The 17,174-nt window shown below is 19.4% G+C and carries 11 protein-coding genes and 3 tRNA genes; 12 read left to right on the top strand and 2 right to left on the bottom strand.

Features of this window, described 5'->3' with window-relative positions; genetic code table 11:
• The first annotated feature begins 1 nt into the window (after nt 1).
• The gene (gene pnp, locus GJT83_RS01650; RefSeq protein WP_168892714.1) at nt 2-2,086 is read left to right on the top strand and encodes a polyribonucleotide nucleotidyltransferase; all 2,085 of its coding nucleotides are present in this window, start codon (nt 2-4) and stop codon (nt 2,084-2,086) included.
• A gap of 439 nt (nt 2,087-2,525) precedes the next feature.
• On the top strand, nt 2,526-4,193 hold the full coding sequence (locus tag GJT83_RS01645; RefSeq protein ID WP_168892713.1) for a DEAD/DEAH box helicase: 1,668 nt from the start codon (nt 2,526-2,528) through the stop codon (nt 4,191-4,193).
• Nucleotides 4,194-4,246: 53 nt separating this feature from the next.
• On the opposite strand, the gene pgi is transcribed toward GJT83_RS01645, so the two are convergent.
• Nucleotides 4,247-5,869 carry a glucose-6-phosphate isomerase gene (gene pgi / locus GJT83_RS01640; RefSeq protein ID WP_168892712.1) on the bottom strand — a complete coding sequence of 541 codons (1,623 nt, stop codon included), beginning with the start codon at nt 5,867-5,869 and terminating at the stop codon, nt 4,247-4,249.
• Between the two features lie 122 nt (nt 5,870-5,991).
• Here pgi and GJT83_RS01635 point away from each other — a divergent pair, with 122 nt between their 5' ends.
• Both GJT83_RS01635 and fldA read left to right on the top strand, forming a co-directional pair.
• Nucleotides 5,992-6,765, top strand: a complete 774-nt coding sequence (locus tag GJT83_RS01635; protein WP_168892711.1) for an alpha/beta fold hydrolase — start codon at nt 5,992-5,994, stop codon at nt 6,763-6,765.
• A gap of 24 nt (nt 6,766-6,789) precedes the next feature.
• Nucleotides 6,790-7,296, top strand: coding sequence for a flavodoxin FldA (gene fldA, locus GJT83_RS01630; RefSeq protein WP_168892710.1), 507 nt, complete (start codon nt 6,790-6,792; stop codon nt 7,294-7,296).
• Nucleotides 7,297-7,358: 62 nt separating this feature from the next.
• On the opposite strand, the gene glnS is transcribed toward fldA, so the two are convergent.
• A complete protein-coding gene (gene glnS, locus GJT83_RS01625) occupies nt 7,359-9,026 on the bottom strand; it encodes a glutamine--tRNA ligase (RefSeq protein ID WP_168892709.1) in 1,668 nt (555 codons plus the stop codon).
• Nucleotides 9,027-9,142: 116 nt separating this feature from the next.
• Between glnS and GJT83_RS01620 the strand changes: the two genes are divergently transcribed.
• The 8 genes from GJT83_RS01620 to mrdA all read left to right on the top strand — a co-directional run bounded on the left by GJT83_RS01620 (nt 9,143) and on the right by mrdA (nt 17,160).
• A tRNA-Met gene (locus GJT83_RS01620) sits at nt 9,143-9,216 on the top strand.
• A gap of 11 nt (nt 9,217-9,227) precedes the next feature.
• Nucleotides 9,228-9,311 (top strand) — tRNA-Leu (locus GJT83_RS01615).
• 29 nt (nt 9,312-9,340) lie between these two features.
• Nucleotides 9,341-9,412: transfer RNA gene (locus GJT83_RS01610), tRNA-Gln, on the top strand.
• Nucleotides 9,413-9,475: 63 nt separating this feature from the next.
• A complete protein-coding gene (miaB, locus tag GJT83_RS01605; RefSeq protein WP_168892708.1) occupies nt 9,476-10,819 on the top strand; it encodes a tRNA (N6-isopentenyl adenosine(37)-C2)-methylthiotransferase MiaB in 1,344 nt (447 codons plus the stop codon).
• Nucleotides 10,820-10,874: 55 nt separating this feature from the next.
• The gene (ybeY, locus tag GJT83_RS01600) at nt 10,875-11,327 is read left to right on the top strand and encodes an rRNA maturation RNase YbeY (protein WP_168892707.1); all 453 of its coding nucleotides are present in this window, start codon (nt 10,875-10,877) and stop codon (nt 11,325-11,327) included.
• A 251-nt stretch (nt 11,328-11,578) separates the two neighbouring features.
• On the top strand, nt 11,579-14,113 hold the full coding sequence (gene leuS / locus GJT83_RS01595) for a leucine--tRNA ligase (protein WP_168892706.1): 2,535 nt from the start codon (nt 11,579-11,581) through the stop codon (nt 14,111-14,113).
• 103 nt (nt 14,114-14,216) lie between these two features.
• On the top strand, nt 14,217-15,233 hold the full coding sequence (gene holA / locus GJT83_RS01590; protein ID WP_168892705.1) for a DNA polymerase III subunit delta: 1,017 nt from the start codon (nt 14,217-14,219) through the stop codon (nt 15,231-15,233).
• 58 nt (nt 15,234-15,291) lie between these two features.
• Nucleotides 15,292-17,160, top strand: coding sequence for a penicillin-binding protein 2 (gene mrdA / locus GJT83_RS01585; RefSeq protein WP_168892704.1), 1,869 nt, complete (start codon nt 15,292-15,294; stop codon nt 17,158-17,160).
• The last annotated feature ends 14 nt before the right edge of the window (nt 17,161-17,174 follow it).

Below are 17,174 nucleotides of genomic sequence, written 5' to 3'. Positions count from 1 at the left end.
TTTGTTAAATCCAATTATTAGTAGATTTCAATATGGTAATAATATTGTAACTATTGAAACAGGAATTATAGCGAAACAAGCTACATCAGCAGTTATGGTAAGTATCGATGATACAGCTGTATTTGTTACTTTAATGGTAGATAAATATTTAAAACCAGATCAAACTTTTTTTCCATTATCAGTAAATTATCAAGAAAGGTCCTATGCAGCAGGACGTATTCCAGGTAATTTTTTTCGTAGAGAAGGAAGACAAAGTGAAGGAGAAATATTAATTTCTCGTTTAATTGATCGTTCAATAAGACCTTTATTTACAAAAGGTTTTTTAAATGAAATTCAAATTACTGCAACAGTAATGTCTGTAAATACATCTATTAATCCTGATATAGTAGCTATTATTGGTACATCAACTGTTTTAAATTTGTCTGGTATTCCATTTAATGGTCCTATTGGTAGTGCAAGAGTTGGATATATTGATAATCAATATATTTTAAATCCTACTACAGAAGATATGAAAAAAAGTCAATTAGATTTAGTTGTTACTGGAACTAAAAATGAAGTTTTGATGATTGAAGCACAAGCTAATTCATTAAATGAAGATCAAATACTTAATGCAATAATATTTGGTCATAATAAACAACAAATTTTAATAGATAACATTCAAAAATTTACAGATAAATTTGAAAAAAATAATTTTGAATGGCAATATATTAAACTTAATGAAGAAGTAAAAAAACGAATCATTTTTCTTTCTAAAAATTCTTTAAATGACGCTTATAATATTAAAGAAAAAATTAATAGAATTAATGAAATTAATTCTATTAAATTACATATTAATACATTAATACAACAAGAATATAATGATATTTCTAATAATCAAATTAATGAAATTTTTTATGAATTAGAAAAAAATATTGTTAGAAAAAAATTATTTAATGATAATTTACGTATTGATGGAAGAGATTATGATATGATTCGTAATTTAGATGTACGTACAGGAATATTACCTCGTACACATGGTTCTGCTTTATTTACAAGAGGTGAAACACAATCTTTAGTTACTGCTACTTTAGGAACTACAAGAGACGCACAAATTTTAGATGATTTATTAGGAGATAGAACAAATAATTTTATTTTTCATTATAATTTTCCTTCATATGCTGTAGGTGAAATTGGTATTTTAGGATCTCCTAAAAGACGTGAAATTGGTCATGGAAATTTAGCTAAAAAAGCAATAATTCCAGTTATGCCTAGTATAGAAGATTTTCCTTATACAATAAGAATTGTATCAGAAATAACAGAATCTAATGGATCTTCTTCTATGGCATCAGTATGTGGTGCTTCTTTAGCAATGATGGATGCAGGAATTCCTATAAAAAATGCTGTAGCTGGTATATCTATGGGATTAATTAAAAATAAAAATAATTTTATAATATTATCTGATATATTAGGTGATGAAGATCATTTAGGTGATATGGATTTTAAAGTTGCTGGAACAAATATAGGAATTACAGCATTACAAATGGATATTAAAATTACAGGTATTACTTATGAAATAATAAAGTTATCACTAATTAAAGCAAAATCAGCAAGATTACATATTTTAGAAGTTATGAAACAAGTTATTCCTATACCCAAAAAAAATATATCAGAATTTGCTCCTAGAATCCATATTTTAAAGATTAATCCAGATAAAATTAAGGATATGATAGGTAAAGGTGGTTCTGTAATTAGAGCTTTAACTGAAGAAACTGATACAATTATAGAAATTGAAGATACTGGAATTATAAAAATAGCTGCTAAAAATAATTCACAAATAAAATTTGCTATTCGTCGTATAAAAGAAATTACAGCTGATATAGAAATAGGAAAAATTTATAACGGAAAAGTTGTACGTATTGTAGATTTTGGTGCTTTTATTGCTATTGGTAATGGTAAAGAAGGATTAGTTCATATTTCACAAATTACTAATAAACATGTAAATAAAGTTAGTGATTATTTAAAATTACTACAAAAAGTTCTTGTAAAAGTGATGGAAATTGATAGACAAGGACGTATAAGATTAAGTATTAAAGCAGCCATAAAATAAAATCTAATTATACTATATAATAAAATAATTTTTAATTTTATTTTTGAATATAAATTTTCTTAAATTAAATTGTATTTATATTTTTGTTTATTTTTAATAATAAAATTAATTATTTTAATTAATAAATATTAAATAATTATTAATGGTTATTGAGTTATATTTTAAATAATTTAAAGTATTTGTGATTATGTTTATTTTTTTTAAAACATAATTACAAATTAAATTTAATTTTATTAAATAATATTTAGTTAAATATAATTTAATAAAATTAAATTTAATTTTATTAAATTTTAATAAAACACATAATTAATAAAATTAATTTATGTGAAATTTTATTTCATAAAAATTATTATAATATAATTCATTATCTATTAATTAAAAAATAATTATTATTTATATTTTAATTTTTTTCACTAAAATTAAGAGGCATGTGTATTACATGACTAATGTTGAAATTACTTTTGCTAAACTTGGTTTAAATAATTATCTTTTAAAAGCATTAAATAAAATTGGATATATTAAACCATCTCCTATACAAAAAGAATGTATTCCTCCTTTATTACTTAAAAAAGATGTATTAGGAATAGCACAAACTGGAAGTGGTAAAACAGCAGCATTTTCTTTACCATTATTACAAAATATTAATATATCTAATAAAAATACTCAAATTTTAATTTTAACTCCTACTAGAGAGTTAGCAATGCAAGTATCAAAAGCAATATCTTTGTTTAGTAAATTTATGATTGGTGTAAATGTATTAGTATTATATGGAGGACAATCATATAGTATTCAATTTAAAGGATTAAGATTAGGTCCTCAAATAATTGTTGCTACTCCTGGACGTTTATTAGATCATATAAAAAGAGGTACTGTTAATTTATTAAACTTAAAAAGTTTAGTTTTAGATGAAGCAGACGAAATGTTAAGAATGGGTTTTATTGAAGATGTTGAACATATTATATCTATAATACCTAAAGGTTATCAAATTGCATTATTTTCTGCTACTATGCCAATACAAATTAAAAATATTACAAAAAGATTCATGAATAATCCTCATGAAGTTAGAATTGCATCAAATATTAATACAATACCAAATATTAACCAAAGTTATTGGACTTCTTTTGGAAGAAAAGTAGATGCTCTTAAAAAATTTCTTGAAGCTGAAGAATTTGATGCAGTATTAATTTTTGTACGTACTAAACATGCAACTAATGAAATTTCTGAAATATTAAAACAATCTGGTTATAATAGTGCAGCTTTAAATGGAGATATGAATCAAAATGTTAGAGAACAAACTTTAGAAAGATTTAAAAATGGTAGTTTAGATATTTTAATTGCTACTGATATTGCTGCTAGAGGATTAGATGTTGAAAGAATATCATTAGTTATAAATTATGATATTCCAATAGATGTAGAATCTTATGTACATCGTATAGGAAGAACAGGACGTGCTGGAAGAACCGGTAAAGCCTTAATGTTTGTAGAAAATAGAGAAAAAAGATTTTTAAGAAATATTGAAAGAAAAATAAAATTACATATTCCAGAAGTATTTTTACCTAATTCAAAATTATTAACAGAAAAAAGATTAATAAAATTTTCAATTAAAATAAATAAGGAATTAAAATCTAAAGATTTAGAAAAATATAAAGTAATTTTAAATAAATTGCAATATCAAAATAATTTAGATTCAGAATTATTATCAATAGCTTTATTAAAAATAGCTCAAGGTCATAAACCTTTAATTTTACCTCCTGATCCTATTTTTATACCTAAAAAAACATTTTATAAAAAATCAAGATTTATTAAGTTAAATAGTAAATTAAAAAATAAAAATATAAATAATTACTATAAAAAAAATTATAAAAATAAAGATATGGAATTATATAGTATTAATATTGGTAAAAAAGATGGTGTTGAAATTCGTCATATTGTTGGCGCTATAATTAATGAAGGAGAAATTAATAGTCATTATATTGGTAATATAAAATTATTTCCTTTATATTCTACTATTGAATTATCTAAAATAATAAAGAAAAATATTTTAAAAAATTTTAAAAAAATAAGAATTTTAAATAAAATAATAAATATTAAATCATTTAATAGTTAAAATATTTAATATTTTATTTAAAAATATTTTATTAATATTAAATTTGATAGATATTATTTTAATGTATTAAATAATTTATAAAAATTTATTAGTCCGTTAGTTGATTCATCATAATTAGTTGATTTTGTAGAATTATTTAAATCTGATATTAAAATATTAGCCATTTTTTTACCTAATTCAACACCCCATTGATCAAAAGAAAAAATATTTAAGATTACACCTTGCATAAAAATTTTATGTTCATATAAAGCGATTAATGATCCTAAATTATAGGGTGTTATTTCTCTTAAAAAAATTGAATTACTTGGATGATTACCTATACATAATTTATATATATTATTTTTAATATTATTATCATCTTGATTTCCAAATGCTAATACTTTTGTCTGGGCTATATAATTAGATATTAATTTATTATGATGATTATTTAAATAATTATGACTAATTACTGGAGCAATAAAATCACATGGAATAAGTTTTGTTCCTTGATGTAACATTTGAAAAAATGAATGTTGACTATTAGTTCCTACATCACCCCATATAATAGGACTAGTTTGATAATTTATAATTTCACCATTTCTATCTATAGATTTACCATTAGATTCCATATTTAATTGTTGTAAATATTTTGGAAAATATCTCATATAATGATCATAAGGTATAACTACTTCTGTTTCTGATTTCCAAAAATTATTATACCAAATACTTATTAAAGACATAATAATAGGTATATTATATCTAATAGGATTATAAAAAAAATGGTTATCTATTTTATTAGCACCTTTTAATAATTTTTTAAAATTATTAAAACCAATAGATAATGATATTGGTAAACCTATAGATGACCATAAAGAAAAACGACCTCCTATCCAATCTGACAATGGTAAAATATTATCTTTATTTATTCCAAATTTTTGAGCAGAATTAATATTATTAGTTATAGCAATAAAATGTTTTGATATATTATTATTAAAATCTATATAAGAGGTATTTTCTATGAACCATTCTTTTATACTTTTTGCATTAGAAATAGTTTCTTGAGTTGTAAAAGTTTTAGAAGAAATAATAAATAAACTATTTTCAGGTTTAATTTTTTTCAAAACATCTACTAATTGAGTACTATCAATATTCGATATAAAATGTAAATTTAAATGATTTTTATAAGGTTTTAATGCTTCTGTAACCATTAATGGACCTAAATTAGAACCTCCAATTCCTATATTTATAATATCTTTAATTATATTATTTTTATATCCTTTCCATTGTCCTGAAATTACATCATCCGAAATTTTTTTAATTTTTTTTAAATTAATAATAATATTATTATATATATTTTCGTTATTTAAAAAAGTACTTGTACTATATTGATTACGTAATGCAGTATGTAAAACTGGTCTTTTTTCTGTTATATTAATATCTTTGCCATAAAACATAGAATTAATAGCATGATTATAATCAATTTCTTTAGCTAAATTAATTAAATTATTAATTGTTTTTTCATTAATTATATTTTTTGAAAAATCAAAAAGAATTTCATTTTCAAAATTAATAGAAAATTTAGAAAATCTCTCTTTATCTTCATTAAATAAATCAATTAATGTTATTTTTTTCATATCTTGAAAATGTTCTGTTAATATTTTCCAAGAAATAGTTTTTGTAGGATTTATATTTTTCATAAAAAATATCGTTTCATATATTTATTATATTAATAATAAATATATATTTTTTTTAAATATTATATATTTTAACATATCTTATATATTTTTAAAATTTTTATTTAAATATAATAAATTATAATATGATTTTAAATTACTCTATTATTCCTATAAAAAATTTTTATCAAAAAAATAATATAACAATTATTACAATTCATGGTTTATTTGGTAATACATATAGTTTACATTATATTGCAAAAATCTTAAATCAAAAATTACAATGTAAAATTATTGAAATTAATGTAAGAAATCATGGTTTATCTCCAAAAAATAATATTATGAACTATACAATTATGGCTCAAGATATATTAGATACACTAAATTATATTAGTATTAAAAATAATATTATTATTATAGGACATTCTATGGGTGGAAAAATTGCTATGACTTTAACTAAATTTATTCCTAATTTTATAAAAAAAATTATTATTCTTGATATAGCTCCTGTTAATTATTTTTATAATAATAAAAATATTTTTTTTATATTAAAAAAAATAAATAAATTAAAAATAATGACTAAAAAAAAGGCTTTTGAAATAATGAGTTTTTATATAACAAAAAAATATATAATAAAATATTTTTTAAATTCATTTTTTAATGGTAAATGGCAGTTTAATTTACCTATATTAAATAATGAATATAATAAAATATTATCGTGGGAAACTATACCTACATGGTCAGGAGAATCATTATTTTTAAAAGGAGAAAAATCTTCTTATATTAATATTTTTCACTATAAAGATTTATTTAATCAATTTCCATTAGCAAGAATATATAATATTCCTGCAGGTCATTTTTTACATATTGAAGAAACTAATATAGTTATAAATCAAATATTTAATTTTTGTTTAAAATAAAATTATTAAAGGATAATGATTAATATGTCTAAAATAGGTATTTTTTTTGGTAGTGATACAGGAAATACAGAAAATGTTGCATTGAATATTAGAAAAGAATTAGGTACTAACATTACTAATATTTTTGATATTTCTAAAAGTAGTAAACAAGATATTGAAAATTTTCCAATATTATTATTTGGTATATCTACTTGGTATTATGGTGAAGCTCAATGTGATTGGGAAGATTTTTTTCCTATCTTAAAAAAAATTAATTTTAAAAATAAAATTGTAGCTTTATTTGGATGTGGAGATCAAGAAGATTATGGAGATTATTTTTGTGATGCAATTAGTTTAATTTATAAAATTGTTAAAAAAAATAAAGCTACAATAATAGGATATTGGCCTACTTTAGGATATAATTTTACGTGCACTAAAAGTTTAAAAAATAAAGATTATTTTTTAGGATTAACTATAGATGAAGATAGACAATCTCATTTAACTTCTTTACGTATTAAAAAATGGGTTAAACAAATATCTAAAGAAATTTAATTTATTTTTTTGAAAAAAATCAATTATATTATTTAATATAATTGATTTTTTAATAATTATAATTATTTAAAATTTGTTTTTAATGATGTTATTTGATTAAAAAACAACATTTGTTTATTAGAATCTTTTTTATCTAAACAAAAATAACCTTCTCTTTCAAACTGAAAAGATTTATTTTTTTTATCTAAAACATTTTTTTCAATAAAACCATTATATATTAATAATGATTTGTTATTTAAAAAAGAAAAGATATTATCGATATTATTGATATTATCAATATTTTTTTTTATAAATAAATTATTATATATACGAAAAATAGCAGGAATAGAATAAGAAATTGATAACCAATGAATAACTCCTTTTACATTTCTATTTTTACTTACTTTTTTACCTAATGTATTAGGATCATAAGTACAATATATACAAATAATTTTTCCTTTATTATTTTTTAAAATTTTTTCTGCTTTAATTACAAAAGCATATCTTAAACGTATTTCTTTTCCTAAAGAAAGTTTTTTACTATTATTTATATTATTTTCAATAAAATCTAATTTATTTATATATATTTCTTTAGTAAAAAAAATATCTCTAAATCCCATAGTATTATCATTAGGATGATTAGGAGCAATAATTTTAATTTTTTCTTTTGTAATAGGGAAATTTGTAATAATTATTTTTAAAGGTTTTAATACAGCCATTATCCTATGAGCATTTTTATTTAATTCATTTCTAATACATGATTCAAGAGATACCATCTCTATCATATTATTTTGTTTTGTAACACCTATACGAGAACAAAATTCTTTTAAAGATGATGCAGAATAACCTCTTCTTCGTAATCCTGAAATTGTTAACATTCTAGGATCATCCCATCCATTTACGATTTTATTATTAACTAATAAATTCATTTTTCTTTTAGATAATACAGAATACTCAATATTTAACCTAGAAAATTCATATTGTTTTGGATAATGATTTATACTTATATTTTTAAGTATCCAATTATATAATAATCTATTATCTTGAAATTCTAATGTACATAAAGAATGTGTAATTCCTTCAATAGCATCTGCAATACAATGAGCAAAATCATACATAGGATATATACACCATTTATTTCCTGTTTGATGATGTTTTACAAACTTAATTCTATATAAAACAGGATCTCGTAAAAGAATAATTTTAGATTGCATATTTATTTTAGCTCTTAAAGATACACTTCCTTCAGAAAATTCACCTGATTTCATTTTTTCAAATAATTTTAAATTTTCTTGTATACTACGATTTCTATATGGACTATTTTTACCAGGAATTAATAAAGTTCCTCTAAAATGACGAATTTCTTCTATATTTAATTCATCAACATATGCTAAACCTTTATTAATTAATTCTAAAGCATATTCATATAATTGACAAAAATAATCTGATGAATATTTAATATTATCTGACCATTTAAAACCTAACCAAATTAAATCTCTTTTTATAGATTTTATATATTCAATATTTTCTTTAACAGGATTAGTATCATCAATTCTTAAATTACATTTACCATTAAAATCTTTTGCAATTTTAAAATTAAGAAATATAGATTTAATATGTCCAATATGTAAATAACCATTAGGTTCAGGTGGAAATCTTGTATATATTAAATTATATTTTTTATTTTTTAAATCATTATTAATAATTTGATAAATAAAATTATTTTTATAAGTATTATTTTTTTTATACATTGATTTATATACCGTTTTTTTATAATATAATTAATAAAAATATTCATTTTAAGTAATAAAATAGTTGACGTTCTAATTTTATATTTACATAATATATTTACAAAGAAATAAATTTTAGCTACGTAGCTCAGATGGTTAGAGCACAGCACTCATAACGCTGAGGTCATGGGTTCAATTCCCATCGTAGCTATGAAAAATTTGGCGGAAGTGGCGGAATTGGAAGACGCACCAGATTTAGGTTCTGGCATTATTTATAATATACGAGTTCAAATCTCGTCTTCCGCAAATTTTTTATATTTATATATAAAAAATTTTGGGGTATAGCCAAGAGGTTAAGGCACCGGTTTTTGATACCGGCATCCCTGGTTCAAATCCAGGTACCCCAGTTAGTTATACATTAACTAATATTATTTATATTTAATAAATTTAATGATGAATAATAGATTATTATGTTAAATAATAAATTATATATTAAAACTTGGGGCTGTCAAATGAATGAATATGATTCATCTAAGATAGCCGATTTAATGCAAAAAGAATTAAACTGTAAAATTACAGATTCTATAGAAAATGCTAATATAATTATATTAAATACATGTTCTATTAGAGAAAAAGCACAAGAAAAATTATTTCATCAATTAGGTAGATGGAAAAAATTTAAAAAATTAGATCCTAATATAATTATTGGGGTTGGAGGATGTGTTGCAGCACAAGAAGGTAAAAGAATATTAAATAGAGCTAATCATGTAGATATTATTTTTGGACCACAAACTTTACATAGAATTCCTATGATGATTAATAAAGTTCGAAAATTTAAAAAGTATTTAATTGATATTAGTTTTCCAAAAATAGAAAAATTTAATTATTTTCCATTACCACAAAAAAAAAATATTAGTGAATTTATTTCTATAATAGAAGGTTGTAATAAATATTGTACTTATTGTATAGTACCATATACAAGAGGAAAAGAAATTAGTAGACCTTATCAAGATATTATTTCTGAAATAAAAATTTTATCTATGCAAGGAGTTAGAGAAGTTCATTTATTAGGACAAAATGTTAATGCTTATAAATATGTAGATTTACAAGGTAAAATTTATAGTTTTTCAGTTTTATTAAAAATGATTTCTAAAATTAAAAATATTAAAAGAATTAGATTTACTACTAGTCATCCACAAAATTTTTCAGATGAATTAATTGAAACTTATAAAAAATTACCTCAATTAGTTAGTTTCGTTCACTTACCTGTACAAAGTGGTTCTAATAAAATTTTATCGTTAATGAAAAGAAGATATAATATTATTGAATATAAAAATATTATAAATAAATTAAAAAATATTAGACCTAATATTCAAATTAGCTCAGATTTTATTGTAGGTTTTCCAGGAGAAACAAAAAATGATTTTTATAAAACTATTTCATTAATATTAGATATTAATTTTGATATGAGTTTTAGTTTTATATATTCTCCTAGACCTGGAACACCTGCAAGCAGATTAAATAATAATAATATTAGTGAATATGAAAAAAAACAAAGATTATATATCTTACAATATTATATTAAACAACAAACTAAAAAATTTAGTAAAAAAATGTTAAATACTATACAAACTATTTTAGTAGAAGGAATATCTCCTCAGAATAAACAATTTTTTTATGGTAGAACAGAAAATAATAGGGTTGTTTTTTTTCAAAATAAATATAATTATATTGGAAAATTAGTTAATATAAAAATTACTGCTTTTTATTTATATTCATTACATGGTAAATTTATTTCTATAAGTAATAATTAATATTAATTAAAAATATTTATATAATTTTAAATTAAAATTTATTAATAAATAATATATGATAAAAATTACATTAAATTACAATAATTATTGTAAAAATTATAATAATTTACCTATGAAAAATATTTTATATAATTGGTTAAATACTATTTTTCATAGTTATAAAAAAAAATTTGTAATAAATATTTGTGTTGTAGAAAAAAAAATCATACAAAATCTTAATACAAAATTTTTAAATATTAATAAAGTAACTAATGTTTTATGTTTTTCTTATGAAGATCATTTTTTTAAAAAATTTCTTTTAGGAGACATTATATTATGTAAAGAAGTTATTGAATATGAAGCTTTAATATATAATAAAAAAATAGAAGAATATTGGGCTCATATGATTATACATTCAAGTTTACATTTATTAAAATTTGATCATATTTACGATAATGACAAAAAAATTATGCAACTAGAAGAAATTAAATTACTTAATATTCTTGGATATTCTAATCCTTATAATTAACTATATTTTATAAGATCTATATTTAAATTAAAATTTAAAATTATTATTCATAAATATGAAAATATTTAAATTAACTTAAAGTTTATTAAAAAATTAAAATAAAAGTATTTTTTAAATAATTTTTAAGTTTTAAAAAACTAAATAAACATTATTTAACTACATATATCTACAAATTATAAATGATATTTAATTATATTATTCTAATATAATATTATAAATTTTATAAATAAAATAAAAAAGTATATATAAATATGAAAAAAGAATATTTACCTAAAGAAATAGAATTATATGTACAAAAAGAATGGGAAATAAATAAAACATTTCAAGTTACTGAAGATAAAAATAAAAAAAAATTTTATTGTCTTTCTATGTTACCTTATCCTTCAGGAAAATTACATATGGGACATGTACGTAATTATACAATTGGAGATGTAATTGCGAGATATCAACGTATGTTAGGTAAAAATGTTTTACATCCTATTGGTTGGGATGCTTTTGGATTACCTGCTGAAATAGCAGCAATAAATAATAATGTAAGACCAGATATATGGACTAAAAATAATATTTATTATATGAGAAAACAATTAAAATTATTAGGTTTTAGTTTTGATTGGAATAGAGAAATAACTACTTGTCATTCTGATTATTATCGTTGGGAACAATGGTTTTTCTTAAAATTATATAATCATGGATTAGTTTATAAAAAGATTTCATCTGTAAATTGGTGTCCAAATGATCAAACTGTACTAGCAAATGAACAAGTTCATAATAATTGTTGTTGGAGATGTAATAGTATTGTGATAAAAAAATCTATTTCTCAATGGTTTCTTAAAATAACTAATTATGCTGAAGAATTATTAAATTCATTAAAAAAATTAAATGGTTGGCCTAAAAAAGTTAAAACTATGCAAATTAATTGGATAGGTAAAATAGAAGGTTTAGAAGTAAATTTTTATATTTTTAATAATAATTATAAAATAAAAGTTTTTATAGAAAATATTGATTTTTATACTGATATTTGTTTTATAAAAATATTATTTAATCATCCTATATGTATAAAACTTTCCTATTTAAATAGTAAAATTAATAATTTTATAAAATCATCTAATTTATTATTAGAAATGAATTCTGTTAAAGAATTATGTATTAATAGTGAATTATTTGCTGTTGATACAATAACAAAAAAAAAAATTCCTATCTTTATAGTTAATAAAATTTATAATGATTATGACATTCAAGTAAGTATTGGACTTCCTACACATAATAAAGAAGATTATATATTTACCCAAAAATATAATATACCTATTATATTAGATCAAAATATAAATTTTTTAATTAATAAAAATAATATTCAATTATTTATTAATAATTTAATTAAAAAAGGTATAGCAAAAAAAAAAAAATATTATCGTTTAAAAGATTGGAGTATTTCAAGACAACGTTTGTGGGGTACACCTATACCAGTAATTATATTAAATAATAAAAAAATTATTCCTTTAACAGAAAAAGACTTACCAATATCATTTCCTAGTAAAATATTTAGTCAAAATATAGAAGATAATTATAGTACTAAAATTAATAATAATTTAGATTGGTTTAAATATAATTTTAATGGTTTAAAGGGTATTAGAGAAACTGATACTTTTGATACTTTTATAGAATCTTCTTGGTATTATGCAAGATATACCTGTCCTAAATACAATAAATCAATGATAAATAAATCTTCTGCAAAATATTGGTTACCTGTTGATCAATATATAGGTGGTATAGAACATGCTACTATGCATTTAATGTATTTTAGATTTTTTCATAAATTAATGAGAGATTTTAACTTATTAGATACTGATGAACCAGTAAAAAATTTATTATGTCAAGGTATGGTTTTAGCTGATTCATTTTATTATATAGATAAAAATAATAAATATCATTGGATATCACCTGAAAATGTTATTATAAAAAAAAGAGATAAAAATAATAATATTATTGATGTTGAAGATAATACAGGTATAAAATTAATATATAATGGCATGATAAAAATGTCTAAATCAAAAAATAATGGAGTAGACCCAGAAAATATAATAAAAAAATATGGTGCTGATGTTTTACGACTTTTTATAATGTTTGCTGCTCCTCCTCATTTATCTTTAGAATGGAAAGAATCTGGAATTAAAGGAATGTTAAGATTTTTAAAAAAAATATGGAAATTTATTTATCAACATAATAAATCTAATTATTATATTAAAAATATTAATAAAGAAAAAATATATTTACAAATGAATATAAAACAAACATTATTACAAGAATATATAAATAAAATAATAATTAAAGTATCAGATGATATTGAAAGAAGACAAGTTTTTAATACAGCAATCGCATCAATAATGTTATTAACAAATAAAGTAATTAAATATAAAATTTCTGATATAAAAGATTATGTTATTATTCATGATGCATTAATAGTTATTATTAAAATGTTATATCCATTTACACCACATTTTTGTTTTGTATTATGGAAATATATGGGTAATAAAAATAACATTGATTATGAAAAATGGCCTGTAATTATTAATACTCAACTAAATATAAAAAAATTGTTAAATATTATTGTACAACTTAATGGGAAAAAAAAATATATTATAAAAATCCCATATATTTATCAAAATTCTAAAAATAATATTAAAAAATATATATTTAATAATGATAAAATATCAAAATTAATATTAAATTATAATATAATTAAAACTATATATATACCAAATAAAATTTTTAATATAGTTACTGAATAATAAAAAATTTTATAATATTTTTGTCAAATTTTTTTATTAATGATATTATTAATATAATTAAAATTATGTAATTTATGATTTAATCATATGAATAATATTTTTTATGAATCAAATTTTAATAAAAAATACAAATATTAATATTTATAAAAATATATATAATTGCTATATAATAATTGGTAATGAACCTTTATTTATAAAAAAAACAATTATTAATTTACGTAATCAAGTAAAAATATTAAATTTTATAGAATATAATTCTATAATTATAGATAATAAAATTGAATGGAATTTAATTTTTAGAAAATTTTTAGAAAAAAATTTTTTTTATAAAAAAAAAATAATTAATCTTATTTTTCTTAATAAAAAAATATTTGTTAAATTTAAAGAAAAAATAAATTATCTTTTTAAAATTATTAATATTGATATTATACTTATTTTAGAAATTCATACAAATATTGCTATTACTTCAAATTTTATTTTTAAAATAATTAATATTAAATTATTTTTATTAGTTATATGTAATAAATTAAATAATATACAATTAATTCATTGGATTAATCTTAAAATTAAAAAATTAAATATATTATTAGATGATTATAATTGTAAATTACTATGTTATTTATATGAAGATAATTTAACATTTTTATATCAAACTATTAAAGATATATCTGTATTATATCCTAAAAAAAATAATATTAATTCAAAAATTATTTTAAATATCACAAATAATTTTTTATTTATAAAATGTTATGATTTAATTGATTCTATATTATTAGGAGAAAAACAACATAGTATTAATATAATAATAAAAATGAAACATGAAGAAATAAATCCTTTTTTAATATTAAATAAAATAACAGATAATATTTTTATCCTTTTAAAATTAAAAAGAAATATAAATAAAAATAATTTTTATTTATTATTAGAAAAATTTTTAATACCTAAAAATAAATATATGATTTTAATTAATTTATTAAAAAAAATTACTTATAATCAATTATATCTATCAATTAAATTATTATTAGAAATAGAAATAAATATAAAAAGTTTTTTAATTCATGATTATATAAAAAAATACTTTTGGATAGATTTGGAAAAATTAATTTTATTACTTTCTTAAAATATATATAAATATAAAATATTTAATTTTTATTAACAACAAAGGAAATAATTATCTAATGAACTTAGATTTAAAAAATTTTCAAAAAAATTCAAAAGCATCCCAAATTTTTTTTAAAAGAATAATAATATCATTAATAATAATTATTATTCTTTTATTTATTTTATTATTTAATTTATATAATCTACAAATAAATAATTTTAATTATTATCAAAAAAAATCTAAAAAAAATTATATCAAATTATTTCCTTTAGAACCTACAAGAGGATTAATTTATGATAGAAATGGAATAATATTAGCTATGAATAAGATTTATTATAAATTATCTATAATTCCTTCTTCTAATATTAAAAATACTATAAAACAAATAATAGAATTACAATCTATAATTTATCTATCAAATAATGATATAAATTTATTTATAAAAAAATTTGAAAAAAATAATTTACGTCCAATAACTTTAAAATTACATTTAAGTGATATAGAGACATCAAAATTTTTTTTTAATAAATATAAATTTCCAAATATTTTTTTAAAAACTTATCAAAAAAGATTTTATCCTTATGGTAAGTTATGTGCTCATATTATTGGATATGTATCAAAAATTAATAATGAAGATCTACAAGATTTAATAAAAAAACATAAAAAAAATAATTATATTAATACAAAAAATATTGGTAAAGTAGGTATTGAAAAATATTATGAAGATATTTTACATGGAGTTACTGGATATAAAAAAATGGAAGTAGATAATGCAGGTCATATTATACGTCAAATATCTCAAAAACTTCCGTATTCAGGTGGTGATATTATTTTAACTATAGATATTAAATTACAAAAATATATTACATCATTAATACCTAATAATATACGTTCTGCTATTGTTGTTAGTTATCCTAAAAATGGTAGTATTTTAGCTATGGTTTCTACTCCTAGTTTTAATCCAAATTTATTCATAAATGGAATTACTAAAAAAGATTTAAATATTTTATTAAATAATAAAAATAAACCACTAATTAATCGTGTTATTCAAGGAATATATCCTCCAGCATCAACAGTTAAACCATATATATCTATAGCTGCTTTAAAATTAAAATTAATAGATGAAAATACTATTATTTTTGATCCTGGATGGTGGAAGATACCAAAATATAATACATCTTATAAAGATTGGAAAAAAACCGGTCATGGTTATTTAAATATTATTAAGTCATTAGAAGAATCAGCTGATACTTTTTTTTATCAAATAGCTTTTAATATGGGTATTAATAAATTACATTTTTGGATGGAAAAATTTGGTTATGGAAAATTAACAGATATTGATTTATTTAATGAAAAATCAGGTAATTTACCAACACAAGAATGGAAATTAAATCATATACAGGATTCTTGGTGTCAAGGAGATACTATATCAGTAGGTATAGGACAAAGTTATTGGAATGCTACACCAATACAAATGCTTAAAGCATTAATGATATTAATTAATAATGGAGTCGTAAAACAACCTCATCTTTTAAAAGAAATAAAAATAAATAATAAATATTATCCTTTTAAATCTAAACATTATTCTTCAATTAATAATATTCCTTATAAATATTGGTATTTAGTAAAAACTGGAATGTATGGAGTAGCAAATCATAGTAACGGTACTGCTTATAAAAGTTTATCATCTTCAAAATATAAAATAGCTGCTAAATCTGGTACAGCACAAGTTTTTAATTTAAAGAATAAAAACATACATAATATTCATTTAATCAAAGAAAATTTAAGAGATCATAAACTTCTAATAGCTTTTGCTCCTTACGAAAATCCACAAATAGCTATTGTAATTATTATTGAAAATAATAATAGTTTATTAATAGGAAATATTATGAGAAAAATTTTTGATTATATTTTCTTACATAAAAAAGATTATAAAATACAATAATTTAATAATAAATA

Source organism: Enterobacteriaceae endosymbiont of Plateumaris pusilla (genome assembly GCF_012562765.1).
Classification (GTDB): Bacteria; Pseudomonadota; Gammaproteobacteria; order Enterobacterales; family Enterobacteriaceae.
Note: the sequence above shows the minus strand (reverse complement) of the source record. Positions and strands in the feature narration are given on the sequence as shown.